Origin of the sequence: Achromobacter deleyi (assembly GCF_016127315.1) — a bacterium.
Lineage (GTDB): Bacteria > Pseudomonadota > Gammaproteobacteria > Burkholderiales > Burkholderiaceae_B > Achromobacter > Achromobacter insuavis_A.
Genome location: NZ_CP065997.1, coordinates 60,480 through 82,516 on the forward strand (window position 1 = coordinate 60,480; position 22,037 = coordinate 82,516).

General features: G+C 67.8%; 20 protein-coding genes. 6 read left to right on the top strand and 14 right to left on the bottom strand.

What is annotated here, in order from left to right; genetic code table 11:
• Nucleotide 1: 1 nt before the first annotated feature.
• The 7 genes from nuoF to I6I07_RS00270 all read right to left on the bottom strand — a co-directional run bounded on the left by nuoF (nucleotide 2) and on the right by I6I07_RS00270 (nucleotide 6,303).
• Nucleotides 2-1,369 carry an NADH-quinone oxidoreductase subunit NuoF gene (gene nuoF, locus I6I07_RS00240; RefSeq protein WP_054429652.1) on the bottom strand — a complete coding sequence of 456 codons (1,368 nt, stop codon included), beginning with the start codon at nucleotides 1,367-1,369 and terminating at the stop codon, nucleotides 2-4.
• Nucleotides 1,366-1,860 (bottom strand): NADH-quinone oxidoreductase subunit NuoE, encoded by a 495-nt coding sequence (gene nuoE, locus I6I07_RS00245; protein ID WP_006393404.1) that lies wholly within the window; start codon nucleotides 1,858-1,860, stop codon nucleotides 1,366-1,368. Before nuoE ends, nuoF begins: the two co-directional genes overlap by 4 nt.
• A gap of 49 nt (nucleotides 1,861-1,909) precedes the next feature.
• Nucleotides 1,910-3,166 carry an NADH-quinone oxidoreductase subunit D gene (locus tag I6I07_RS00250; RefSeq protein ID WP_006393403.1) on the bottom strand — a complete coding sequence of 419 codons (1,257 nt, stop codon included), beginning with the start codon at nucleotides 3,164-3,166 and terminating at the stop codon, nucleotides 1,910-1,912.
• A 3-nt stretch (nucleotides 3,167-3,169) separates the two neighbouring features.
• Nucleotides 3,170-3,796: an NADH-quinone oxidoreductase subunit C gene (locus I6I07_RS00255; protein WP_198485251.1), complete on the bottom strand. Its 627-nt coding sequence runs from the start codon at nucleotides 3,794-3,796 to the stop codon at nucleotides 3,170-3,172.
• 82 nt (nucleotides 3,797-3,878) lie between these two features.
• The gene (locus I6I07_RS00260) at nucleotides 3,879-4,355 is read right to left on the bottom strand and encodes a NuoB/complex I 20 kDa subunit family protein (protein ID WP_006217960.1); all 477 of its coding nucleotides are present in this window, start codon (nucleotides 4,353-4,355) and stop codon (nucleotides 3,879-3,881) included.
• A gap of 42 nt (nucleotides 4,356-4,397) precedes the next feature.
• Nucleotides 4,398-4,757, bottom strand: coding sequence for an NADH-quinone oxidoreductase subunit A (locus I6I07_RS00265; RefSeq protein WP_006217959.1), 360 nt, complete (start codon nucleotides 4,755-4,757; stop codon nucleotides 4,398-4,400).
• A 397-nt stretch (nucleotides 4,758-5,154) separates the two neighbouring features.
• Nucleotides 5,155-6,303, bottom strand: coding sequence for a porin (locus I6I07_RS00270; RefSeq protein ID WP_198485253.1), 1,149 nt, complete (start codon nucleotides 6,301-6,303; stop codon nucleotides 5,155-5,157).
• Between the two features lie 445 nt (nucleotides 6,304-6,748).
• On the opposite strand from I6I07_RS00270, the gene I6I07_RS00275 reads away from it, so the two are divergent.
• Genes I6I07_RS00275 through I6I07_RS00285 form a run of 3 tightly spaced genes read left to right on the top strand, consistent with a single transcriptional unit; the run spans nucleotide 6,749 to nucleotide 8,237 of the window.
• Nucleotides 6,749-7,363, top strand: coding sequence for a TetR/AcrR family transcriptional regulator (locus I6I07_RS00275; RefSeq protein WP_198485255.1), 615 nt, complete (start codon nucleotides 6,749-6,751; stop codon nucleotides 7,361-7,363).
• On the top strand, nucleotides 7,360-7,806 hold the full coding sequence (locus I6I07_RS00280) for a PaaI family thioesterase (protein WP_006393399.1): 447 nt from the start codon (nucleotides 7,360-7,362) through the stop codon (nucleotides 7,804-7,806). The genes I6I07_RS00275 and I6I07_RS00280 overlap by 4 nt, the downstream gene beginning before the upstream one ends.
• Nucleotides 7,803-8,237: an NAD(P)-binding domain-containing protein gene (locus I6I07_RS00285; protein WP_006393398.1), complete on the top strand. Its 435-nt coding sequence runs from the start codon at nucleotides 7,803-7,805 to the stop codon at nucleotides 8,235-8,237. The genes I6I07_RS00280 and I6I07_RS00285 overlap by 4 nt, the downstream gene beginning before the upstream one ends.
• On the opposite strand, the gene I6I07_RS00290 is transcribed toward I6I07_RS00285, so the two are convergent.
• The 7 genes from I6I07_RS00290 to axyZ form a co-directional block, all read right to left on the bottom strand.
• On the bottom strand, nucleotides 8,208-8,975 hold the full coding sequence (locus I6I07_RS00290) for a phosphatase PAP2 family protein (protein WP_198485257.1): 768 nt from the start codon (nucleotides 8,973-8,975) through the stop codon (nucleotides 8,208-8,210). The two genes, I6I07_RS00285 and I6I07_RS00290, sit on opposite strands and share 30 nt — an antisense overlap.
• 31 nt (nucleotides 8,976-9,006) lie before the next feature.
• Nucleotides 9,007-9,801 (bottom strand): metallophosphoesterase family protein, encoded by a 795-nt coding sequence (locus I6I07_RS00295; RefSeq protein ID WP_198485259.1) that lies wholly within the window; start codon nucleotides 9,799-9,801, stop codon nucleotides 9,007-9,009.
• Entirely contained in the window at nucleotides 9,798-10,772 is a 975-nt protein-coding gene (locus I6I07_RS00300; protein WP_232625842.1) for a diacylglycerol/lipid kinase family protein, read from the bottom strand. The genes I6I07_RS00295 and I6I07_RS00300 overlap by 4 nt, the downstream gene beginning before the upstream one ends.
• A gap of 76 nt (nucleotides 10,773-10,848) precedes the next feature.
• Nucleotides 10,849-12,648, bottom strand: coding sequence for a gamma-glutamyltransferase family protein (locus I6I07_RS00305; RefSeq protein WP_006393393.1), 1,800 nt, complete (start codon nucleotides 12,646-12,648; stop codon nucleotides 10,849-10,851).
• Between the two features lie 91 nt (nucleotides 12,649-12,739).
• Nucleotides 12,740-14,242 carry an ABC transporter substrate-binding protein gene (locus I6I07_RS00310; RefSeq protein WP_198485263.1) on the bottom strand — a complete coding sequence of 501 codons (1,503 nt, stop codon included), beginning with the start codon at nucleotides 14,240-14,242 and terminating at the stop codon, nucleotides 12,740-12,742.
• A gap of 258 nt (nucleotides 14,243-14,500) precedes the next feature.
• The gene (locus I6I07_RS00315; protein ID WP_198485265.1) at nucleotides 14,501-15,397 is read right to left on the bottom strand and encodes a LysR family transcriptional regulator; all 897 of its coding nucleotides are present in this window, start codon (nucleotides 15,395-15,397) and stop codon (nucleotides 14,501-14,503) included.
• A 15-nt stretch (nucleotides 15,398-15,412) separates the two neighbouring features.
• Entirely contained in the window at nucleotides 15,413-16,066 is a 654-nt protein-coding gene (gene axyZ / locus I6I07_RS00320; protein WP_198485267.1) for a multidrug efflux transcriptional repressor AxyZ, read from the bottom strand.
• A 241-nt stretch (nucleotides 16,067-16,307) separates the two neighbouring features.
• Between axyZ and axyX the strand changes: the two genes are divergently transcribed.
• Genes axyX through oprZ form a run of 3 tightly spaced genes read left to right on the top strand, consistent with a single transcriptional unit; the run spans nucleotide 16,308 to nucleotide 22,015 of the window.
• A complete protein-coding gene (gene axyX / locus I6I07_RS00325; RefSeq protein ID WP_198485269.1) occupies nucleotides 16,308-17,483 on the top strand; it encodes a multidrug efflux RND transporter periplasmic adaptor subunit AxyX in 1,176 nt (391 codons plus the stop codon).
• A gap of 6 nt (nucleotides 17,484-17,489) precedes the next feature.
• Nucleotides 17,490-20,627, top strand: a complete 3,138-nt coding sequence (gene axyY, locus I6I07_RS00330) for a multidrug efflux RND transporter permease subunit AxyY (RefSeq protein ID WP_198485271.1) — start codon at nucleotides 17,490-17,492, stop codon at nucleotides 20,625-20,627.
• A complete protein-coding gene (gene oprZ, locus I6I07_RS00335) occupies nucleotides 20,624-22,015 on the top strand; it encodes a multidrug efflux RND transporter outer membrane subunit OprZ (protein ID WP_198485273.1) in 1,392 nt (463 codons plus the stop codon). Before axyY ends, oprZ begins: the two co-directional genes overlap by 4 nt.
• Nucleotides 22,016-22,037 lie beyond the last annotated feature (22 nt).

A 22,037-nucleotide genomic window follows, 5' to 3' on the forward strand; every position in this document is an offset into this window, starting at 1 on the left:
CCTACAGATATTGCGGAACCACACACGACTTGTGCTCGATGTGGTGCGCGAATTCGTCGCGAAAATGCTTGAGGAAGCCACGCACGGGCATGGCGGCGGCGTCACCCAGGGCGCAGATGGTGCGGCCCATGATGTTGCCGGCCACGTTGTCCAGCATGTCCAGATCTTCCGGACGGCCGTGGCCGTTTTCGATGCGGTGCACCATGCGGTACAGCCAGCCGGTGCCTTCGCGGCACGGCGTGCACTGACCGCAGCTTTCCTCGAAATAGAAATACGACAGGCGCAGCAGCGACTTGACCATGCAGCGCGTCTCGTCCATCACGATCACGGCGCCCGAACCCAGCATGGAACCCGCCTTGGCGATGGCGTCGTAGTCCATCGTGGTTTCCATCATGATGTCGGCCGGCAGCACCGGGGCGCTCGAGCCGCCGGGGATCACGGCCTTGAGCTTCTTGCCGCCGCGCATGCCGCCCGCCAGTTCCAGCAGGGTCGAGAACGGGGTGCCCAGCGGGATCTCGTAGTTGCCGGGACGCTCGACGTCGCCGGTGATCGAGAACAGCTTGGTGCCGCCGTTGTTGGGCTTGCCGACTTCGAGGTAGGCCTGGCCGCTGTTGCGGATGATCCAGGGCACCGCCGCGAAGGTTTCGGTGTTGTTGATGGTGGTGGGCTTGCCGTACAGGCCGAAGCTGGCCGGGAACGGCGGCTTGAAGCGCGGCTGGCCCTTCTTGCCTTCCAGCGATTCCAGCAGCGCGGTTTCCTCGCCACAGATGTAGGCGCCGTAGCCGTGGAACGCGTGCAACTGGAAGTTGTATTCCGAACCCAGGATCTTGTCGCCCAGGAAGCCGGCGGCGCGCGCCTCTTCCAGGGCTTCTTCGAAGCGCTCGTAGACTTCGAAGATTTCACCGTGGATGTAGTTGTAGCCGACGCTGATGCCCATCGCGTAGGCGGCGATGGCCATGCCTTCGATCACGATGTGCGGATTGAAGCGCAGGATGTCGCGATCCTTGAACGTACCCGGTTCGCCTTCGTCCGAGTTGCAGACGAGGTACTTCTGGCCGGGGAAGGCGCGCGGCATGAAGCTCCACTTCAGGCCGGTCGGGAAGCCCGCGCCGCCACGGCCGCGCAGGCCCGACGCCTTGACTTCGGCGATCACGTCTTCCGGCTTCATGCCGGTGGTCAGAATCTTGCGCAGGGCTTCGTAGCCGCCGCGCTTGACGTAGTCGGCCAGGCGCCAGTTGGCGCCGTCGACGTCGGCCATGATCTGCGGCTTGATGTGGCGGCCGTGCAGGCACATCGAATTGGACAGGTCGTTCAGCGGGTTGGGCTCCAGGCCCTGCGCGAACTGCTTGTAGATGTCCGGCGCGTTCATGCCGACTCTCCTTGCGCCTTGAGGGTCGCGACCAGCGCGTCCAGCTTCTCTTCGGTCATGCGCACGCACATATGCTTGTTGTTCACGATCAGCACGGGGGAATCGCCGCAGGCGCCCATGCACTCGCCCTCGACCAGGGTGAACTGGCCGTCAGCGGTGGTCTCGCGATAGTCCACGCCCAGCTTGCGCTTGAGGTAGTCGCCGGCACGTTCGCCGTCGCGCAAGGCACAGGGCAGGTTGGTGCAGACCGCGATCTTGGTCTTGCCGACGGGCTTGACGTCGAACATGTTGTAGAAGGTGGCGACTTCCTGCACCGCGATGGGCGGGACGCCGATGTAGTTGGCCACATCTTCGATGATGTCGGTAGCCAACCAGCCCTTCTCTTCTTGCGCGATCGCAAGAGAGGCCATGATGGCGGACTGCCGCTGGTCGGCCGGGAACTTGGCGAGTTCTCGGTCGATTTTCTGGTAGGCCTGTTCGGAAAGCAGCATAGTTTGAATCCGGGTTAAGCGGGCGTGCTCGTGACTGTCTCTGGGCGGATCAGCGATCGATCTCGCCGAAAACGATGTCCTGCGTACCAATGATGGTGACGGCGTCGGCGATCATGTGACCGCGCGACATTTCGTCCAGCGATTGCAGGTGGACGAAGCCGGGCGCCCGAATCTTCAGGCGGTACGGCTTGTTGGCGCCGTCCGACACCAGATAGATGCCGAACTCGCCCTTCGGGTGTTCCACCGAGGCGAACGCTTCGCCCGGAGGCACGTGGAAACCTTCGGTGAAGAGCTTGAAGTGGTGGATCAGCTCTTCCATGTTGGTCTTCATGGCGGTGCGCTTGGGCGGGGCGATCTTGTGGTTCTCGATCATGACCGGGCCCGGGTTGTTGCGCAGCCATTCCACGCACTGGCGGATGATGCGGTTGCTCTCGCGCATCTCGGCGATACGGACCAGATAGCGGTCGTAGCAGTCGCCGTTGACGCCGACGGGGATGTCGAAATCGAGCAGGTCGTAGACTTCGTAGGGCTGCATCTTGCGCAGGTCCCAGGCCACGCCCGAGCCACGCAGCATCGGGCCGGTGAAGCCCAGCGCCTTGGCACGGTCGGGATCGACCACGCCGATGCCGACCAGACGCTGCTTCCAGATGCGGTTGTCGGTGAGCAGGGTTTCGTACTCGTCGACGCAGGCGGGGAAGCGGTTGGTGAAGTCTTCGATGAAGTCCAGCAGCGAGCCCGAACGCGCGTCGTTCATGACGCGCATTTCCTTCTCGCCGCGGTATTTGCTGGTGTCGCCGTACTGCGGCATGGTGTCCGGCAGGTCGCGGTAGACGCCGCCCGGACGGTAGTAGGCCGCGTGCATGCGCGCGCCCGAGACCGCTTCGTAGCAGTCCATCAGGTCTTCGCGTTCACGGAAGGCGTACAGGAACACCGCCATGGCGCCCACGTCCAGCGCGTGCGAACCCAGCGACATCAGGTGGTTCAAGAGGCGCGTGATTTCATCGAACATCACGCGGATGTACTGCGCGCGCAGCGGGGCTTCGACGCCCAGCAGCTTCTCGATGGCCATGACGTAGGCGTGCTCGTTGCACATCATGGACACGTAGTCCAGGCGATCCATGTAGGGCAGCGCCTGGATGTAGGTCTTGTGCTCGGCCAGCTTTTCAGTGGCGCGGTGCAGCAGGCCGATGTGCGGGTCGGCGCGCTGGATGACTTCGCCGTCCAGCTCGAGCACCAGGCGCAGCACGCCGTGGGCGGCCGGGTGCTGCGGGCCGAAGTTGAGCGTGTAGTTCTTGATTTCTGCCATGATTCAACGTCCCAAGCCGTAGGTGTCTTCGCGCACCACGCGCGGCGTGATCTCGCGCGGGTCGATCGTGACGGGCTGGTAAATGACGCGCTTCTGTTCCGGGTCGTAGCGCATTTCGACGGTGCCCGACAGCGGGAAATCCTTGCGGAACGGGTGGCCGATGAAGCCGTAGTCGGTCAGGATGCGGCGCAGGTCGGGGTGGCCTTCGAAGACGATGCCGTACAGGTCGAAGGCCTCGCGCTCGAACCAGCCCACCGTGGGCCAGCACTCCATCAGCGACGCGACGATCGGGAACTCGTCGTCGGCGGCCCAGGTACGCACGCGCAGGCGGCAGTTGTTCTCGACCGACAGCAGGTGCGCGACCACGGCGAAGCGCGCGCGGTGCACCTTGGCGCTGGTTTCCTCGGGCAGCTGGCGCGTGCCGTTGCCCCAGGTCAGGTAATCGACGCCACAGAGGTCGATACAGATTTCAAAGCGCAGGCCGGCTTCGGTGCGCAGCTTGTTGCAGACGGAGAACCACTGCTCCGGGGGCACTTCGAGCGTCAGCTCGCCCAGCGCCTCGGTCAGCGCGATTTCCGCGCCGAGGGTGGTCTGCAAATTGTTTTTCAGGGTTTCGAGCCTGGTCATCATCTTGTACGCTTAGGTGAACCGATACGCTGTTTCGCGGGGTCCTGCGGCGGCATTTGCGGCGGCCGCGGACCGGAGCGCAAACTCAGCGCGCAATCGTGTTGGTCAGGCGGATCTTGTTCTGCATCTGCAGCAAGCCGTAGACCAGCGCCTCGGCCGTGGGCGGGCAGCCCGGCACGTAGACGTCTACCGGTACGATGCGATCGCAGCCGCGCACCACGGAATACGAGTAGTGGTAGTAACCGCCACCATTGGCACAGGAGCCCATGGAGACCACCCAACGCGGCTCGGGCATCTGGTCATAGACCTTGCGCAGCGCCGGCGCCATCTTGTTGCACAGCGTGCCGGCCACGATCATCAGATCGGACTGACGCGGGCTGGGGCGGAAGATGATGCCGAACTGGTCCAGGTCGTAGCGGGCCGCGCCCGCGTGCATCATCTCGACCGCGCAACAGGCCAGGCCGAAGGTCATGGGCCACATGGAGCCGGTTTTCGCCCAGTTAAGGAACTTGTCGGCGCTGGTTGTGATGAACCCTTGCTTGAGAATGCCGTCTATAGCCATATTCGTCTCTGATAGCGTGCGGTGATGAAATAACCCGGCGGGTTATTCCCAGTCCAGCGCGCCCTTTTTCCATTCGTAGATGAAGCCGACGGTCAACACGGCGAGGAAAACCATGACCGTCCAGAAGCCGACGAGCCCGACCGTACCTTGGGCGATCGCCCACGGGAACAGGAACGCGATTTCCAGGTCGAAAAGAATGAACAGGATCGCCACCAGGTAGTAGCGCACGTCAAACTTCATGCGCGCGTCTTCGAACGCTTCGAAGCCGCACTCATAGGGGGATAGCTTCTCGGCGTAGGGACGCCGCGGGCCAAGGAGGGAGCCGGCCGTCAGAAGCGCGAACCCGATAAGGGTGGCCACTACGATAAACAGCAGGACGGGGAAATACTGTTGCAGGTTCATTCAGGCGTCCGTCAAATGCGCAAACCTTAGGATTGTAGCATTCGCGCGGTTACTTCCGGCTGAACTCTGTAGCGTGAACAGCGGGTGAAAGACTGCATTTCTCCAGTGGAACAATCGCAGTTTTCAAGAGGGCGGCGCAAGCTTACCGCCACATGCGCCGATATGCCGCGCCGGCACGGCAAAACGCCCGCACAGCGGTCGCGGATACGTCAAAAAACGCGCGCCATCACATGCCACCGCGCGACCCATCACGACACAGGAAAACGCGACCCACTCAAATCAAAAAGCAGACACTTCCGAAATAAAAAAAAGCCACCCCGAAAGGTGGCTTCATATGAGCGGGCCGAAGCCCGCTCATGCACTGCGAATCCAGGCAGGACTTGCGCCCTGCTTTGGATTAGAAGCGGTGACGCAGGCCGACGCCGACGGCGGTCGACTTGACACCGTCCAGGAACGCGTAGTTCTTGGCGTACGAACCGTAGGCGTACAGGTTGGTACGCTTGGACAGGTCGTAGGTGTAGCCCAGGTTGAACACGTTCATCGTGGCGTCGTCGCCGGTCAGCTGCGTGCCGCTGGCCGAAACGCGCTGCCACGAACCGAACAGGCTCGAAGCGCCGCCGATCGGGGCCGACAGACCCAGCAGGTACGAGTTGGCCTTGAAGCCATCAGCGAAGGCGTTGGTGCCGAAGCCGATCGTGCTGGCAGCGGTCTTGACGTCTTGGCTACCGAACCAGCCGTCGGTCGTGCGAGCATAGGCCAGAGCCAGCTTCACGACTTCGAAGTCGTACGAACCGCCGATGGTGTACTGACGCGGGGTGGCGTCGATGGTGGCTTGCGACAGCTTGTTCGAGGCGTTCAGTTGGTCGAACGACAGCGCGACGTTCAGCGGGCCGTTGACGTAACGCAGGCCGGTCGTGATGGCGCGGGTGTTGTCAGCGGTGCGGAAGCCGGTTTGGCTGGTGGTCGGCACGCCGGTCGTTTGGTTGATACGACCATCCTTGGTGTCATCAGCGCTGAACGAGTAGCCGATGCCGAACTGGAAGCCGCTGAACGACGGGGTTTGGTACAGGACCATGTTGTCGTAGCGGACGGTGTTCGTGGCGCTCAGGCCAACACCGATGTTAGCTTGGCCGAAACCAGCGCCGAACGGATCGATCGAACCGAAGTACTTCGAAGCGATGTTGGTTTGGCGACCGAAGTCCAGTTGACCCCAGCTGTCGCTGGCCAGACCGACGGTGGCTTGACGACCGAACAGACGGCCACCTTGAGCCGACGAACCGTTGCCCGAATCAAAGCCCGATTCCAGTTGGAAAACAGCGCGCAGACCGTCACCCAGATCTTCCGAACCACGCAGACCCCAGCGCGAACCGTTCTGGACGCCGTTGATCATGCCGATCTTGCTACCGTTCTGAGCATCGGTACCACCGCTGATCTTGTTGTAGCCGAGGCCCGTGTCGATGATGCCGTACAGGGTGACAGACGTTTCTGCCTGGGCGACACCGGCAAAACCGGCGAGCAGGGCGGCAGCGAGCAGAGTCTTTTTCATTTAAGAAATCTCCGTTGATTTGAGTGACAAGAGCAGCAATCCAGCAAACCAGCCTGCCGCCCCCCTAACTCCGCGAAGGGAAGTTGACGCTATTGCATCAAAAATCGGGGGGACTGGCTATGGTCGACACCAGAAAAGTGCAGGTTTGCGACAGCCTTGTTGGGATATTGCAACATCAGACCAATCTCACTAGGGCTAACCCTGCATTTTTCAAATGACCACGTATTCATGCGACTTGCAGCCCTGGCCCCAATAAACAACGAAACGCTCCGGCCTTTCTTTCAGACTCCTTCCGCATTCCCGGCGGGCCGATTGCGGGCAATTCCACGGTCATTCCAGGGGAGCTTCGCAAGCCGCTGTCCGTCAGCTTCAATAACGTTGTTATTTAAATAAACCGTCGATATTATTTCGGAACAACGCAACATTCCTGCCCCCCCCCTCGCCCATGCCCACCCCTACCCAGCGCGCCGACCGCAACGAACGCCTGAGCGCCCTGCGCCGCCAGTTGATCCTGGACGCGGCCCAGCGGGTGTTCGAGCGCGATGGCCTGGAAAAAACCACGCTGCGCGCCATCGCCAAGGAAGCAGGCTGCACCACCGGCGCGATCTACCCCTGGTTCGCGGGCAAGGAAGTCCTGTACGGCGCCCTGCTGGACGAATCGCTGCAGCGCCTGCATGCCCACCTGTTGAGCGCCACCTCGGGCGGCAACCCCGAGGCGGCGGCCCGCCAGGCGATCCAGGCGTTCTTTGGCTATTACGCCGAGCGCCCGACCGATTTCTCGCTGGGGCTATATCTGTTCCAGGGGCTGGGGCCGCGCGGCCTGGGCCGCGACATGGACGAGCAACTGAACCAGCGCCTGCGGCGGTGCGTCGACGTGCTGGGCCAGGCCCTGGCCCGCACCAAGGCCTGGAACCCCGACACGGTGCGGGTCGAGCAGATGAACGTCTTCACCTACCTGATCGGGCTGTTGCTGCTGCTGCACACCCGCCGCCTGAAATCCCTGGGCCAGCAGGCCGATGTCCTGCTGGATCACTATTGCCTCGCGCTGGAACAACGATGACGCCCTCCCCCCTGCCCCGCGACGACGCCGATGCGTCGCTGATCAGCCTGGCCGACTTCCGGCTGCTGCTGGCCGAACAGCATCCGTTTTCCCTGTTGCTGGGAATCGAAGTGGAACGGATCGGCCGCGGCACCGCCCTGGCCGTCCTGCCCGCGCGCGACAGCCACCAGCGGCTCGGCGGCATCGTCGCCGGGCCGATGCTGATGGGGCTGGCCGACCTGGCGATGTACGCCGCGGTGGTCGGCGCGACCGGCCAGGCCCACGCGGTGACCGCCAGCCTGACCATCAATTTCCTGCGCAAGAGCCCGGCCGGCGCGATCCACGCCGACGCCCGGCTGCTGAAGGTGGGCCGCCTGTCCGCCGGCGAGGTCATCCTGACCGCCGCCGGCGCCGCTGAACCGCTGGCGCACATCGTCAGCACCTGGTCGGTGCCCAGATCATGAGCCTGCGCATCAGCATCGTCGGGATGGGCCACACCGGCACCCAGGCGGCCCGGCGGCTGCTGGCGGCCGAACCCGACATCGCCCTGACCGTCTACGACATCGATCCGGACCGCTGCGAGGATTTCCGCGGCAGCGCCACGCTGGCGACCTCGGCGCGCGAGGCGCTGGCGGAGTCCGACACCATCGTGCTGGCCCTGCCGCGCGAGCGCGAGATCGACCGCACGCTGGAACGGTTCAGCGACGGCGAGGTCAGCGCTCCGGTGGCCGGCAAGCTGATCGTGGACCTGGAACCGCCGCCGCCGGAGCGCGCGCGGCGCCTGGACCAGGCCATCGCCAGCGCCGGCGGCCGCTATGCCTGCGCGCCACTGCGGCTGGCGAGCGCCGGCGAGCCGGGCGCGCGGCTATTGAACGCCTTGATCGCGCCGCGCTGAAGCCGCCAGCCCTTCCGTGGCCGCCACGCACAGCGCCAGCCAGACGAAGGTGATGGCGAAGCCGGCCGCGACATCGCTGGCGAAGTGCACCTGCAGCAGCACGCGGCTCAGGCCGATCGCCATCACCAGCCCCGCCGCCAGCGCCACGCCGGGCAGCCGCCAGGCAACCGGCGCCAGGCGCCAGGCCAGATAGCAGGCGCCGCCGTACACCGCCATGGCGGCCGAGGCATGGCCGCTCGGGAAACTCCAGCCCAGCGCGGTGGCGAAACCATGGTCATGCTCGGGCCGCACGCGCTCGAAGCCCAGCTTGAGCAGCCGGTTGAGCAGGCCGCCACCGGCGGTGGCCACCGCGTAGAACGCCGCCAGCCGCCAATGCCGCCGCCACAACAGCGCGGCGGTCACCAGGACGGCGAGGACCGTGAGGAACATCCGGTCGCCGAGCGTGGTGAACCACGACAGCAGCCACAGCACGGAATCCCCCAGCGACATGCTGAGGGCGCCCGCCAGGGCGCTGTCGAACTCGACCACCACGCCGGCCCGGCTCACGGCCGCGGCCAGCGCCAGGAACGCCGCGGCCGACAACGCCACCGCCCCGGTCCAGCCGGCCATGCGCAGGGCCGGCGCGGCCCGGACATGGGCGCGTGCCAGCGCCACCGCCATGGCGGCGGCGGCGAGCGGCAAGAGCGTGAACAGGAGCAACGCATGGGAGGCCACCCAGGCCGCATCGGCATCGATCATTGCGCCCCCCTTCATGATGGCCCCGCCACCGCTAGCCGGCGACCAGGGTCTTGTCGACCGGCGCGAAGGCGTGGGTGGCGGCGGCATAGTCCCAGCGCTCGACATGGCAGACCTGCGCGTCGCCGTCCGCTTCGCAGGTGATCACGTTGACCGAATTGGGGATGTTGCCGCGCACCCGCCGCGAGCAGGTGGTGCCGGCCTGCACCACCCAGCCCGCCGCCACGGCCGGATTGGCGCTGGCGGGCAGGACATAGGGCAGGTGGATGTGGCCGCCCAGGATCAGGTCGACGCCGGCCTGGCCCCAGGCCGACAGCGCCCGTTCGCGGCCGATCAGCAGGTTGAAGCGGTCGGATTCGACCTTGGCGCGCACCGGATGGTGCGCCACCACCACCCGCAGCTGGCCCGGCCTGGCCTGGCGCAGGCGCTGCGCCACCCGCGCGATCTGGGCGTCGGAGATCTCGCCGTCCTTGCGCCGCCGGGGCCGCGTGGTGTTGACGCCGATGGCCAGCAGGCCCGGCGTCTCGTAGATCGGTTCCAGCACGGCGCCGAGCGCGCGCTTGTAGTTGCCGTAGGGATTGAGCGCGCGCGCGAAGAGGTTGAACAGGGGGATGTCATGGTTGCCCGGCACCGCCAGCACCGGCAGCGACAGGCGTTCGATGAACTTGCGGGCGGCGGCGAACTGGCCGCGCCGGGCGCGCTGGGTGATGTCGCCGCTGATCACCACCAGGTCGGGCGCCAGCGCGCGGGCCAGGTCCAGGGCGGCCTCGACCACCGGCTTGCGCTCGGTGCCGAAATGGGTGTCCGAGAATTGCAGGATACGCGTCATGGGCGCTCCCCTGCCTGAGCGTCGACCGGCACGACCAGCGGCAGCGGCGTTTCGGACACCTTGAATTCCAGCGGGGCATCCATCCAGGAAATCTCTCCATCCATGGCGACCTTGACCCGGCGGCGTCCGCGGATGGACACCGCCAGGCGGTCGAAAGCGAAATTGACGACGTGTTCGGCGTCGCCCAGGCGGCTGAACAGCCCGCGCAGCAGCAGGCCGTACAGCGCCAGCGTGCCGACCGGCCGGGTCGCCATGGCCACCAGGCGGTTGCGGTCCAGTTCGGTGGGGTCGATGCCGATGTGTTCCAGCTGCAGGCGGTTGTTGCCCACCACCAGCGTCGGCGCGCGCAGGTCGCGCACGCGGCCTTCGTATTCCAGGCGCAGGCTGAGCTGGCGCGGCGCGCGCAGCAGGGTCACCAGTCCGGACCAGAGCGCCACCAGGCGGCTGCGGCCGAAGCGCTGCTTGTAGGCTTCGCGGTCTTCCAGCAATTGGGGATACAGGCCGAGGCTGGCGTTCACCAGGAACAGGCGGCCATTGAGCAGGCCGACCTGCACCGGCCGCAGCTCGCCGCCGAGCAGGCCGCGCAGGGCCGGCTCGGTGTCCTGCGAGATGCCATAGCGGCGGCCGAAGTAATTGAAGGTGCCTTGCGGCAGGATGCCGAACGGCACGCCCTGCCCCAGCACCTGGCTGGCGACGGCGTTGAGCGTACCGTCGCCGCCCGCGGCGACCACGATGCCCTCGGCCTGGCGCGCCTGCGCGACGGCGTCGCGCGCGGTCGCCACCAGGCGCGACGGGTCGTCGACCGGCATCAGCTGGTAGCGGCGGCCGGCCTCGTCGAGCACGCGGCGGATGGTGTCCTGCAGCGCTTGCGCGTCGCCGCGCCCGGAGCCGGTGTTCAGGACGATGAAGAGCGGTTCGTGTCCCGTCAGGGGACGAGCCCCTGTCGCCGGGCTCTGCTGGATAGGCGTCATGGGCAAAAGATAGCCCATGCCGGCAAATCGTCGCAACCGTGCCGGCGCGCGCGTCGCGTGCGCGCCGGCAGGCGGCTCAACGGCCGACCGCGTAGGCCTGCATCAGGCGCGGCGTGGCGGCCGCGTGCAGCAGGCCGTCGGCGTCGCGCGAGGCGGCGGTCAGGCGGCCGACCGACCACTGCGGCACTTCCTCGATCTGGTGGCCGCGGGCGCGCAGGGCGGCGATGGTCTCGGCGCCGAAGCCGCTTTCCACCGCCAGGTGGCCCGGCTTGCGGTCGCGCGGATAGAACGACGAGGGGAAGTGCATGGTGTGCGACATCGGCAGGTCGATGGCTTCCTGCAGGTTCAGGCCGTGGTGCACGTGGCGCAGGAAGAACAGCAGTTGCCATTGTTCCTGCTGGTCGCCGCCCGGCGTGCCGAACGCCAGGTACGGCCGGCCTTCGCGCAGCGCCAGCGACGGCGTCAGCGTGGTGCGCGGACGCTTGCCCGGCGCCAGCGTGCCCGGCAGGCCCTCTTCCAGCCAGAACATCTGGGCGCGGGTGTTCAGGCCGAAGCCCAGTTCCGGGATCACCGGCGAGGACTGGAACCAGCCGCCCGACGGCGTGGCCGAGATCATGTTGCCCCAGCGGTCGATGACGTCGACGTGGGTGGTGTCGCCGCGCTTGACCGAGGCGCGCATGTCGGCCATGGTCGGCTCGTTGGTCGCGCTGCCGGGGGCCGAGACCTTGGACAGGCGCTGCAGGGTGTCCATCACCCGCGCCACCTGCGCCTCGAAACCGGGGATCTGGCCGGGCCGCAGGTCCTGCGAGGCCTGTTCGCCGATGAGGGCGCGGCGCGCGTCGTTGTACTCGTCGGACAGCAGCTGGGCCAGCGGCACGTCGACGAAGGCGGGATCGCCGTAGTAGGCCTCGCGGTCGGCGAAGGCCAGCTTCATGGCCTCGGTGACGCGGTGCACGAACTCGGCGCTGGTCGCGCTGACGCCGGCCAGGTCCATGTCCTTGAGCAGCGCCAGGGTCTGCAGGAACACCGGCCCCTGGCTCCAGGCGCCCGCCTTGGCCACGGTGTAGCCGTGGTAGTCATAGGTGGCCGGCTGGTCGTAGCTGGCCGACCAGCCCGCCAGGTCGTCGGCGGTGATCACGCCGCGATGGCGTTCGCCGCTTTCGTCCATGACCTCGTTGCCGCGCGCGAACTTGTCGATGGCCTCGGCCACGAAGCCGCGGTAGAAGGCGTCGCGGGCCGCCTCGATCTGGCGCTCGCGGTCGCCGCCGGCCTGCTCGGCGGCCTGCAGCACGCGGGTCCAGGTGGCGGCCAGCGCCGGGTTGCGGAACAGCTTGCGGGCCTCGGGCACGTTGCCGCCGGGCAGGTAGACCTGCGCCGTGGTGGGCCAGTGGGCCTGGAAGAAGTCCTTCAGGCCGGCGATGGTGTTGGAGATGCGCGGCATCAGCGCGTGGCCGTGCTCGGCGTAATAGATGGCCGGTTCCAGCACATCGCGCACGCGCATCGTGCCGTGGTCGCGCAGCAATTGCATCCAGGCGTCGAAGGCGCCGGGAATGACGGTGGCCAGCAGGCCGTTGCCGGGGATCAGCTTGAGGCCTTCGGCGCGGTAGCGCTCGAGCGTGGCGGCGGCCGGGGTGGTGCCCTGGCCGCACAGCACTTCGACGCGGCCGGTGCGGGCCGAGTAGAACACCGCCGGCACTTCGCCGGCCGGGCCGACCAGGTGGGGCTCGACCACCTGCAGCACGAAGGCCGAGGCGACACAGGCGTCGAATGCGTTGCCGCCGCGCTCCAGCAGCGACATGCCGGCCGAGCTGGCCAGCCAATGGGTGGAGGTCACGACACCGAAGGTGCCGAGGATTTCCGGGCGAGTCGTAAACATGGTGCGATCCTGTCGCGGACGGCGCGGGGCCGGTGGCCGCAAGAACATGTAAAACGGGACCCGCAACCGGGTCCCGCGTCTGGCTTGATGCCTACTTCCTGGCGAGGCTGACGCCCTTCAGGCGGATCAGGCCATCGGGATACGGCACGAAGCCTTCCAGCTTCTTCTGCGTGCCGAAGGTCCACGGCAGGTAGAACAGGTAGACGATGGGACGCTGGTCCTGCATCACCGACAGCACCTTGTCGTACATGGCGCGGCGCTTGGCGGTGTCCGGCTCGGCGCGGGCGTCGTTGAGCAGCTTGTCGGCCTCGGGGTCGCAGAACTTGCCGTCGTTCAGGTTGCCCTTGCAGCTGAGGTACTGGTGGATGTTGCCGCTGGGATCGACCCGGCCCGACCAGCCGCTCTGGCCCACTTCGAAGTCACCGCGCGCCAGCGACGATTGCAGCGAGGCGAACTCGACGGGACGCAGGGTGATGTCGAAACCGGCCTCGGCGCCCATGGCCTGCACCAGCTCGAAGACCTGCTGCATGGTGGTGTTGTTGCCGAAGGTGATCTCGAACTTGACGCGGTCGAAGCCCGCTTCCTTCAACAGGGCCTGGGCCTTCTTGGGATCGCGGCCGGCGTGCTCGAACGACTTGTTGTAGGCGAAGCTGGCCGGCGGGAACGGCTGGTAGGCCGGCTGGTACTGGCCTTCGCCGATGACCTGGTTGAGCACGTCGCGGTCGATGGCGAGGTCGAGCGCCTGGCGCACGCGCTTGTCCTTGGCCAGCGGGTTGTTGGCGCGCGCGCCGTTGCCCAGGTTGACCGAGATCGACTGGAAGCCCAGGCCGGTGACCGGGGCCAGGCGCAGGTTGGCGTCGTCCTTGACCGCCTTGACGTCGCTGGGCGCCACGCGCTCGATGATGTCGAGGTCGCCGGCGCGCAGGTTGTTCAGGCGCACGGTGTTGTCGGGGATCGGCGTGAAGACCACGCGGTCGAAGTGATAGTTGGCGGCGTCCCAATACTTGGGAAATTTCTCGAGCACGATGCGGTCGTTCTGCACCCGCTCCTTGAACTGGTACGGGCCCGAGCACACCGGCTTGCCGCCGGGGTCCTTGTCGAACGAGGCGGGCGAGATCATCATGCCGGCCCGGTCGGACAGCTGCGACAGCAGCGAGGCGTCGGGTTCGGCCAGGTGCAGCACCACGGTGCTGGCGTCCGGCGCTTCGACGCTGGCCACGGTGGCCAGTTCGCTCTTGCGGTTGCTGTCGGGCAGCGTGCGGGCGCGGTCCAGGTTGGCCTTGACCGCGGCGGCGTCGATCGGCGTGCCGTCATGGAACACGGCGTCGGTGCGCAGCTTGAAGGTCAGCGTCTTGTTGTCCGGGCTGGTGCTCCAGGACTGGGCCAGCTGCGGCACGAACTTCAGGTCCGGGGTGATGTCGACCAGCTTGTCGCACAGCGAGGCGAACACGATGCGGCCGACGAAGGTCCGGGCGCGGGTCGGATCGAGCACGTCCGGGTCGTCCTGCAGGCCGACCCGCAGGGTCGATTGGGCCTGGGCCAGCCCGCTGGCCAGCATTCCCGCCATGGCCATGGCGAGGCAAAGTTTACGCATGAATGATCTCCGTCGATTCAGGGGGTCGGCTTCCCCGCGCGCCAGGCGGCGCGCCGCCTGGCAGTGAGGGAACAGACCCCGAGCCGTGCTGCATCGCCGGGCCCATCCCCCCGTTGCGCACGTTCTTGTTTGGATTCTGCGCCAGGCGCGGCACGATTGTATAGAGCGGCGGCTGTCAGCCAGCCAAACGCGCCCGCGGCGACCGCCTTGCGGACAGGTCGCCCGCGCGCCGCTGCCCGCCGGGCCCGAGGCGCGGTCTCAAGGCAGGCGGCAAGGCGCCGAGAAATCGACCGCCGCCAGCACGGATTCCCGCAGCTTGCCGACCAGCGGCCGGGTGTCGTCGCGGCGGTGCTGGAAGGAATAGGGCAACGCCGCCGGCGCCGGATCGCAATCGAGCACCCGCAGGCTGCCCTCGTCCTGCAGCGCCCGCGCCCAGTGGCTGGGCAGCAGCCCCACCCCGGTGCCTTCGATCAGCAGCCCGGCGATGGCGCCCCAGTTGTTGCAGCAGAGCCGCTCGCCGGCCACGTCGCGCCCGGCCAGCCAGTCGTCGACGATGCGGGTGGTGCCCGCGCCCGCAGGCAGGGTCACCAGCGGCAACCGCGCCAGCAGGTCGGGCGACATGCGGGTCGCGCCCGCCAGCGCGGTGGGCGCCGCGGCCCAGGCGAACGCGGCTTCGCCGATCGGCGCGGAAGCGATATTGGGACGCGAGGAACGCCCGGCGATGACGGCGAAATCCAGTTCGCCGTCGGCCACCCGCTGCTCCAGCACCTGGCCGATATCCACATACGGCTCCAGCACCAGGTCGGGATAGGCGGCGCGCACCACGCCGATCAGGCGCGGCAGCCAGGTCAGCGCGGTCAGTTCGCCCACGCCGAAACGGCAGCGGCCGCGCAGGCCCGGGGTTTCAGCCAGCGAGGCGCGGATCGCGTCGGCCGCGGCCAGCAGTTCGCGCGCCTGCGGCAGCAGCCGCTGGCCGGCGTCGGTCAGAACCGCCTTGTGGCCGCCGCGGTCGAACAGCGGCCGGCCCAGCGCGTCCTCGAGTTCGACGATGCGCTTGGACAGCGACGACACCGACAGGTGCAGCCGCTCGGCCGCCACGGCGAAACTGGCGCAGGTGGCGGCCCAATAGAAGGCTTCGAGTTGCTTGAGGGTCATGCCCGGATTGTAGGATCAGGCGGCCTGCGGGCAGGCGGCCTGCGGCAACCGCAGTTGCGGCGACAGGCGCAGCGTGTCGATGGCGGCGCGGAGCATGCGCTCGACGCGCGGCCAGATATCGCCCTTGAGGCGATCCGACCAGCAGATGGTGCCGAACACGCCCTCGACCAGGGAGTGCAGGTAGACATTGGACAGGCGCACGTCGAGCGCGGGCGGCAGGTCCTCGCGGCTGACGGCGGCGCGCAGCAGTTTTTCGGAAGTGCGCAGGGCGTGCCGCTCCCACAGGTCGCGGCGGCGCAGGAGCGGCGCGTTCTCGTCGCTGCGCTCACATTTCAGGTAGAGGATTTCCAGCACGCGCTGCACCGAGCCTTCCTCGGCGTAGATCTGCACGTACTGGCGCATCGACGCATAGAGCGCTTCCAGCGCCTCGCCGTCGGTCGACACGCGGGTCAGCGACACCGCCTCCCCCAGGGCCCGGTCGCACATGGCGATGCAGACATCGATCTTGTTCTTGTAATGGCCGTAGACGGCGCCCCGGGACACGCCCGCGAAATCAGCGATATCGCTCATGGTGGTGCTGGCCACGCCCTTGGACAGGAACACGTGTTCGGCGGCATCCAGGATGCGATCGCGGGTGCGTTGGGATTCTTCTTTCGTCTTGCGGGCCATACGGAAATCTCCTTGAGAAAAAGGGGTTGAAGAAACGGGAACAGGCGACATGAAAACGGCGGCCCGTCTTGCGGGGGCCGCCGGCTGCGCACTGTAAAGAAGTATGCAGACGCCAGCATACTTTTGAACAAAACAATTAATCAAGCATGACGGATTAAATGATAGACTGCCGACCCCACAGGGAAAACCCGCGACTTTCCCTCTCTCGCCCGCAACGGGCGCCTCACAATAATTTTTAAAAATGACCCACCGAGTTCCCTTCAGAACGCTCGCATTCGCATCCGTACTGGTTCTCGTTTCCGCATGCTCGAAGCAGGAAGCCCCCGAAGCCGCCAAGGCCCCCGCCGAGGTCGGCGTCATCGTGGCCAAGGCCACGCCCACCGCCGTCGCCAGCGAGCTGCCCGGCAGGCTGGAGCCCTATCGCGAGGCCGAGGTCCGCGCCCGCGTGGCCGGTATCGTCACCCGCCGCCTGTATGAAGAAGGCCAGGAAGTGACGCGCGGCACGCCGCTGTTCCAGATCGACCCTGCGCCGCTGCAGGCTGCGTACGATTCCGAGGCCGCCGCGCTGGCGCGCGCCCAGGCCAACCTGTCGGCCGCCGCCGACAAGCTGCGCCGCTATGCCGACCTGGTGTCGGACCGCGCCATCAGCGAACGCGACCACGCCGAGAGCGTGGCCCAGGAACGCCAGGCCCGCGCCGAGGTGGCGCTGGCCAAGGCCAACCTGCAAAGCGCCAGGCTGCGGCTGGAATACGCCCGCGTCACCTCGCCGATCGACGGCCGCGCGCGCCGCGCGCTGGTCACCGAGGGCGCGCTGGTGGGCGAAGGCCAGGCCACGCCGCTGACGGTGGTGCAGCAGCTCGACCCGATCTACGTCAACTTCTCGCAACCCGCGGCCGAGGTCATGCAGTTGCAGAAGCAGATCCGCGCCGGCGCCCTGCAAGGCGTCGCGCCCGACAAGATGCGGGTGCGCCTGCTGCTGCCGGACGGCTCCGAGTATGGCCAGGGCGGCACGCTGTCGTTCGCCGACCTGGCGGTCGATCCCGGCACCGACAACGTGACCATGCGCGCGCTGTTCGACAACCCGGGCCGCGAACTGCTGCCGGGCATGTACGTGCGGGTGCGGCTGGAGCAGGCGGTCAACCGCGACACCTTCCTGGTGCCGCGCAACGCCCTGCTGCGCAACGCCGACGGCGCGCACGTGCTGGTCGCCGGCGACGACGGCGAACTGCGCAGCGCGCCGGTGGTCGCCTACCGGCTGCTGGGCCCGAACTGGGTCGTCACCGAGGGCCTGGCGGGCGGCGAACGCGTGGTGGTGGAAAACGCCGCGCAGCTGGCCCCCGGCCAGAAAATCAAACCGGTCGAGCGGGCCGCGCCGAGCGCGCCCGGGGCGACCGCGGGAAATAACGAAAAAAGGTAAACCGCCATGGCGCGTTTCTTTATCGATCGCCCCGTTTTCGCGTGGGTGATCTCGCTGCTCATCGCGCTGGTCGGCCTGTTGTCGATCCGCGCGCTGCCGGTGGCGCAATATCCGGACATCGCTCCGCCGGTCGTCAACATCGGCGCCAGCTATCCCGGCGCCTCGGCCAAGGTGGTCGAGGAAGCCGTCACCGCCATCATCGAACGCGAGATGAACGGCGCCCCGGGCCTGATGTACACCTCGTCCAGCAGCGATTCGACCGGCTGGGCCAGCATCAACCTGACCTTCAAGCAGGGCACCAACCCCGACATCGCGGCGGTGGAAGTGCAGAACCGCCTGAAGGCGGTCGAGCCGCGCCTGCCCGAATCGGTGCGGCGCGACGGCGTGCGCGTGGAAAAGGCGGCCGACAACATCCAGCTGGTGGTGTCGCTGAAGTCGGACGGCAGCCTGGACGACATGCAGCTGGGCGAACTGGCCGCCTCCAACGTGCTACAGGCGCTGCGGCGGGTCGAAGGCGTGGGCAAGGTGCAGTCGTTCGGCGCGGAAGCGGCGATGCGCATCTGGCCGGACCCGGCCAAGCTGACCGCCCTGTCGCTGACGCCGGGCGACATCGTCTCGGCCCTGCGCAGCCACAACGCGCGCGTCACCATCGGCGAACTGGGCAACCAGGCCGTGCCGAAGGACGCGCCGCTGAACGCCAGCATCGTGGCGGGCGAATCGCTGCACACGCCGGAGCAGTTCGCCAACATTCCGCTGCGGGCGCTGCCGGGCGGCGCCACGCTGCGCCTGAAGGACGTGGCGCGGGTGGAGCTGGGCGGCACCGACTACATGTACCTGTCGCGCGTCAACGGCCTGACCGGCACCGGCCTGGGCATCAAGCTGGCGCCGGGCTCGAACGCGGTCGAGACCACCCGCCGCATCCGCGAGACCATGCGCGAGCTGGCGCAGTACTTCCCGCCGGGCGTGACCTGGGACATTCCGTACGAAACCTCCACCTTCGTCGAGATCTCGATCAAGAAGGTCCTGATGACGCTGCTGGAGGCGGTCGCGCTGGTGTTCTGCGTGATGTACCTGTTCATGCAGAACCTGCGCGCCACGCTGATCCCGACACTGGTGGTGCCCGTGGCGCTGCTGGGCACGCTGGGGGTGATGCTGGGGCTGGGCTATTCGATCAACGTGCTGACGATGTTCGGCATGGTGCTGGCCATCGGCATCCTGGTGGACGACGCCATCGTGGTGGTCGAGAACGTCGAGCGCATCATGGCCGAGGAAGGCCTGTCGCCGCATGACGCCACGGTCAAGGCCATGGGCCAGATCAGCGGCGCCATCGTCGGCATCACGGTGGTGCTGGTGTCGGTGTTCGTGCCGATGGCGTTCTTCGATGGCGCGGTCGGCAACATCTACCGCCAGTTCGCCGTGACGCTGGCGGTGTCGATCGCCTTCTCGGCCTTCCTGGCGCTGTCGCTGACGCCGGCGCTGTGCGCCAGCCTGCTCAAGCCGATCCCGGCGGGCCACCACGAGAAGCGCGGCTTCTTCGGCTGGTTCAACCGCGCCTTCGCGCGCCTGACCACGCGCTATACGGCGCGGGTGGCCGGCGTGCTGGCGCGGCCGGTGCGCTTCGGACTGGCCTACGCGCTGGTGATCGGCGTGGCGGCGCTGCTGTTCGCGCGGCTGCCATCGTCGTTCCTGCCGGACGAGGACCAGGGCAGCTTCATGGCCATGGTGATCCTGCCGCAGGGCTCGCCGCAGGCCGAGACCATGGCGGTGGTCAAGGACGTCGAGCGCTACATGATGGAGCACGAGCCGGTGCAGTACGTGTACTCGGTCAACGGCTTCAGCCAGTACGGCAGCGGCCCGAACTCCGCCATGTTCTTCGTCACGCTGAAGGACTGGAAGGAACGCCGCGACGCCTCGCAACACGTGGACGCGGTGGTCAAGCGCATCAACAAGGCGTTCGCGGATCGCAAGAACCTGATGGTGTTCGCGCTCAACTCGCCGCCGCTGCCGGACCTGGGCTCGACCTCGGGCTTCGACTTCCGGCTGCAGGATCGCGGCGGCCTCGGCTATGAAGCGCTGACGCAGGCGCGCCAGAAGCTGCTGGCCAAGGCGGCCGAGCATCCCGCGCTGACGGACGTGGTGTTCGCCGGCCAGGAAGAGGCGCCGCAGCTGCAACTGCGCGTCGACCGCGACAAGGCGCAGGCCATGGGCGTGCCGATCGACGAGATCAACACCGCGCTGGCGGTGATGTACGGCTCGGACTACATCGGCGACTTCATGCTGAACGGCCAGGTGCGGCGCGTGATGGTGCAGGCCGACGGCAAACGCCGCGTGGACGTGGACGACATCTCGCGCCTGCACGTGCGCAACCTGCAGGGCCAGATGGTGCCGCTGTCGGCGTTCGCCACGCTGACGTGGTCGATGGGGCCGCCGCAGCTGAACCGCTACAACGGCTTCCCGTCGTTCACCATCAACGGCTCGGCGGCGCGCGGCCACAGCAGCGGCGAGGCCATGCGCGCCATGGAGGCGCTGGCGGCCGAGCTGCCGCGCGGCATCGGCTTCGACTGGTCGGGCCAGTCGTACGAAGAGCGGCTGTCCGGCAACCAGGCGCCGGTGCTGTTCGCGCTGTCGGTGCTGATCGTGTTCCTGGCGCTGGCGGCGCTGTACGAAAGCTGGTCGATTCCGCTGGCGGTGATCCTGGTGGTGCCGCTGGGCGTGATCGGCGCGCTGCTGGGCGTGACCGTGCGCGGCATGCCTAACGACATCTACTTCAAGGTCGGCCTGATCGCCACCATCGGCCTGTCCGCCAAGAACGCGATCCTGATCGTGGAAGTGGCCAAGGACCTGGTGCGCGACGGCCAGGGCGTCCTGTCGGCCACGCTGGAAGCGGCGCGGCTGCGGCTGCGGCCGATCGTGATGACCTCGCTGGCCTTCGGCGTGGGCGTGCTGCCGCTGGCGCTGGCCACTGGCGCCGCCTCGGGCGCGCAGGCCGCCATCGGCACCGGCGTGCTGGGCGGGATCATCACGGCGACCGTGCTGGCGGTGTTCCTGGTGCCGCTGTTCTTTCTCATCGTGGGGCGCATGGTCGGCATGCGCGCCCGCCCCGCGCGCCCCGAGGGCCGCGAATCGCTGGAGACGACGCCATGAAGCCCGTGGCAATGACCCTGCTGGCGCTGGCGCTGTCCGGCTGCTCGCTGGCGCCCACCCATGAGCGCCCCGCGGCGCCGGTGCCGGCGCAGTACGACACGCCGGCGCAGCCCGGCCAGGCCGCCGCGCCGCAGGACTGGCGCGCCTATTTCAACGATCCGGCGCTGCAGGCCTGGATCGCGGCCGCGCTGGCCAACAACCGCGACCTGCGCGTGGCGGCGCTGCGCATCGAGGAAGCGCGCGCGCTGTACGGCGTGCAGCAATCCGAACGCCTGCCGGCCATCGACGCCAGCGGCGAATTCAGCCGCGGCCGCGCGACCGAGCCGGGCCAGCCGCGCACGCCGGTGTCCAACCGCTACCGCGCGGCCGTCGGCATCACCGCCTTCGAGCTGGACTTCTTCGGCCGGGTGCGGAGCCTGTCGGACGCCGCGCTGGCGCGCTACCTGGCCAGCGAGGAAGCGCACCGCGCCGCCACGCTGGCGCTGGTGGCGGAAACGGCCACCGCCTACTTCAACCAGCGTTCGCTGGCCGAGCAACTGCGCCTGACCGACGACACGCTGGCGCTGCGCGAGACCACGCTCAAGCTGACCCAGCGCCGCTACGACGCCGGGCTGGAAACCGCCATCGGGCTGCGCACCGCGCAGATGCTGGTGGAAAGCTCGCGCGCCACGCGCGCCGAGCTGACCCGCGAGGCCAGCCTGGCGCGGCACGCGCTGGGCCTGCTGGCCGGCGATTTCGCGCTGCCGCTCGGCGTCGACCCGACGCCGCTGGAAAGCCAGGGCCTGACGCCGCTGGCGGCGGGGCTGCCGTCCGAGCTGCTGACGCGCCGCCCCGACCTGCGCCAGGCGGAGCAGGCGCTGCGCGCGGCCAACGCCGACATCGGCGCGGCGCGCGCGGCGTTCTTTCCGTCGGTGCAGCTGACCACGGACATCGGCACCACCGCCGACCGCTTCTCGGATCTGTTCAGCGGCGGCACCGGCGGCTGGAGCTTCGCGCCGCGCCTGACGCTGCCGATCTTCAACGCCGGCCGCAACCGCGCCAACCTGTCGCTGGCCGAGACCCGCAAGCACATCGCGGTGGCCCAGTACGAAGGCAGCATCCAGGCGGCGTTCCGCGACGTGGCCGACGCGCTGTCGGCGCGCGACGCGCTGCGCGACCAGATCGAGGCCCAGCGCAAGGTGCGCGACGCCGACCGCGAACGCCAGCGGCTGGCCGAGCGGCGTTATGCGCGCGGCGTGGCGAACTACCTGGAGATGCTGGAGGCCCAGCGCAGCCTGTTCGAGTCGGAACAGGAATTCATCCGGCTGCAGCAGCGCCGGCTGGTCAATGCGGTGGATCTGTACAAGGCGCTGGGCGGCTGGGACGACGACGCATCGCCGGCGTCCTGACGCAAGGCCTGTGCGGGGCGAT

What these genes read in the sequence shown, in the direction of transcription:
- nuoF (WP_054429652.1), bottom strand. Translation starts at nt 1,369, where the DNA reads ATGAACGCGCCGGACATCTACAAGCAGTTCGCGCAGGGCCTGGAGCCC.
- nuoE (WP_006393404.1), bottom strand. Translation starts at nt 1,860, where the DNA reads ATGCTGCTTTCCGAACAGGCCTACCAGAAAATCGACCGAGAACTCGCC.
- I6I07_RS00250 (WP_006393403.1), bottom strand. Translation starts at nt 3,166, where the DNA reads ATGGCAGAAATCAAGAACTACACGCTCAACTTCGGCCCGCAGCACCCG.
- I6I07_RS00255 (WP_198485251.1), bottom strand. Translation starts at nt 3,796, where the DNA reads ATGATGACCAGGCTCGAAACCCTGAAAAACAATTTGCAGACCACCCTC.
- I6I07_RS00260 (WP_006217960.1), bottom strand. Translation starts at nt 4,355, where the DNA reads ATGGCTATAGACGGCATTCTCAAGCAAGGGTTCATCACAACCAGCGCC.
- I6I07_RS00265 (WP_006217959.1), bottom strand. Translation starts at nt 4,757, where the DNA reads ATGAACCTGCAACAGTATTTCCCCGTCCTGCTGTTTATCGTAGTGGCC.
- I6I07_RS00270 (WP_198485253.1), bottom strand. Translation starts at nt 6,303, where the DNA reads ATGAAAAAGACTCTGCTCGCTGCCGCCCTGCTCGCCGGTTTTGCCGGT.
- I6I07_RS00275 (WP_198485255.1), top strand. Translation starts at nt 6,749, where the DNA reads ATGCCCACCCCTACCCAGCGCGCCGACCGCAACGAACGCCTGAGCGCC.
- I6I07_RS00280 (WP_006393399.1), top strand. Translation starts at nt 7,360, where the DNA reads ATGACGCCCTCCCCCCTGCCCCGCGACGACGCCGATGCGTCGCTGATC.
- I6I07_RS00285 (WP_006393398.1), top strand. Translation starts at nt 7,803, where the DNA reads ATGAGCCTGCGCATCAGCATCGTCGGGATGGGCCACACCGGCACCCAG.
- I6I07_RS00290 (WP_198485257.1), bottom strand. Translation starts at nt 8,975, where the DNA reads ATGATCGATGCCGATGCGGCCTGGGTGGCCTCCCATGCGTTGCTCCTG.
- I6I07_RS00295 (WP_198485259.1), bottom strand. Translation starts at nt 9,801, where the DNA reads ATGACGCGTATCCTGCAATTCTCGGACACCCATTTCGGCACCGAGCGC.
- I6I07_RS00300 (WP_232625842.1), bottom strand. Translation starts at nt 10,772, where the DNA reads ATGACGCCTATCCAGCAGAGCCCGGCGACAGGGGCTCGTCCCCTGACG.
- I6I07_RS00305 (WP_006393393.1), bottom strand. Translation starts at nt 12,648, where the DNA reads ATGTTTACGACTCGCCCGGAAATCCTCGGCACCTTCGGTGTCGTGACC.
- I6I07_RS00310 (WP_198485263.1), bottom strand. Translation starts at nt 14,242, where the DNA reads ATGCGTAAACTTTGCCTCGCCATGGCCATGGCGGGAATGCTGGCCAGC.
- I6I07_RS00315 (WP_198485265.1), bottom strand. Translation starts at nt 15,397, where the DNA reads ATGACCCTCAAGCAACTCGAAGCCTTCTATTGGGCCGCCACCTGCGCC.
- axyZ (WP_198485267.1), bottom strand. Translation starts at nt 16,066, where the DNA reads ATGGCCCGCAAGACGAAAGAAGAATCCCAACGCACCCGCGATCGCATC.
- axyX (WP_198485269.1), top strand. Translation starts at nt 16,308, where the DNA reads ATGACCCACCGAGTTCCCTTCAGAACGCTCGCATTCGCATCCGTACTG.
- axyY (WP_198485271.1), top strand. Translation starts at nt 17,490, where the DNA reads ATGGCGCGTTTCTTTATCGATCGCCCCGTTTTCGCGTGGGTGATCTCG.
- oprZ (WP_198485273.1), top strand. Translation starts at nt 20,624, where the DNA reads ATGAAGCCCGTGGCAATGACCCTGCTGGCGCTGGCGCTGTCCGGCTGC.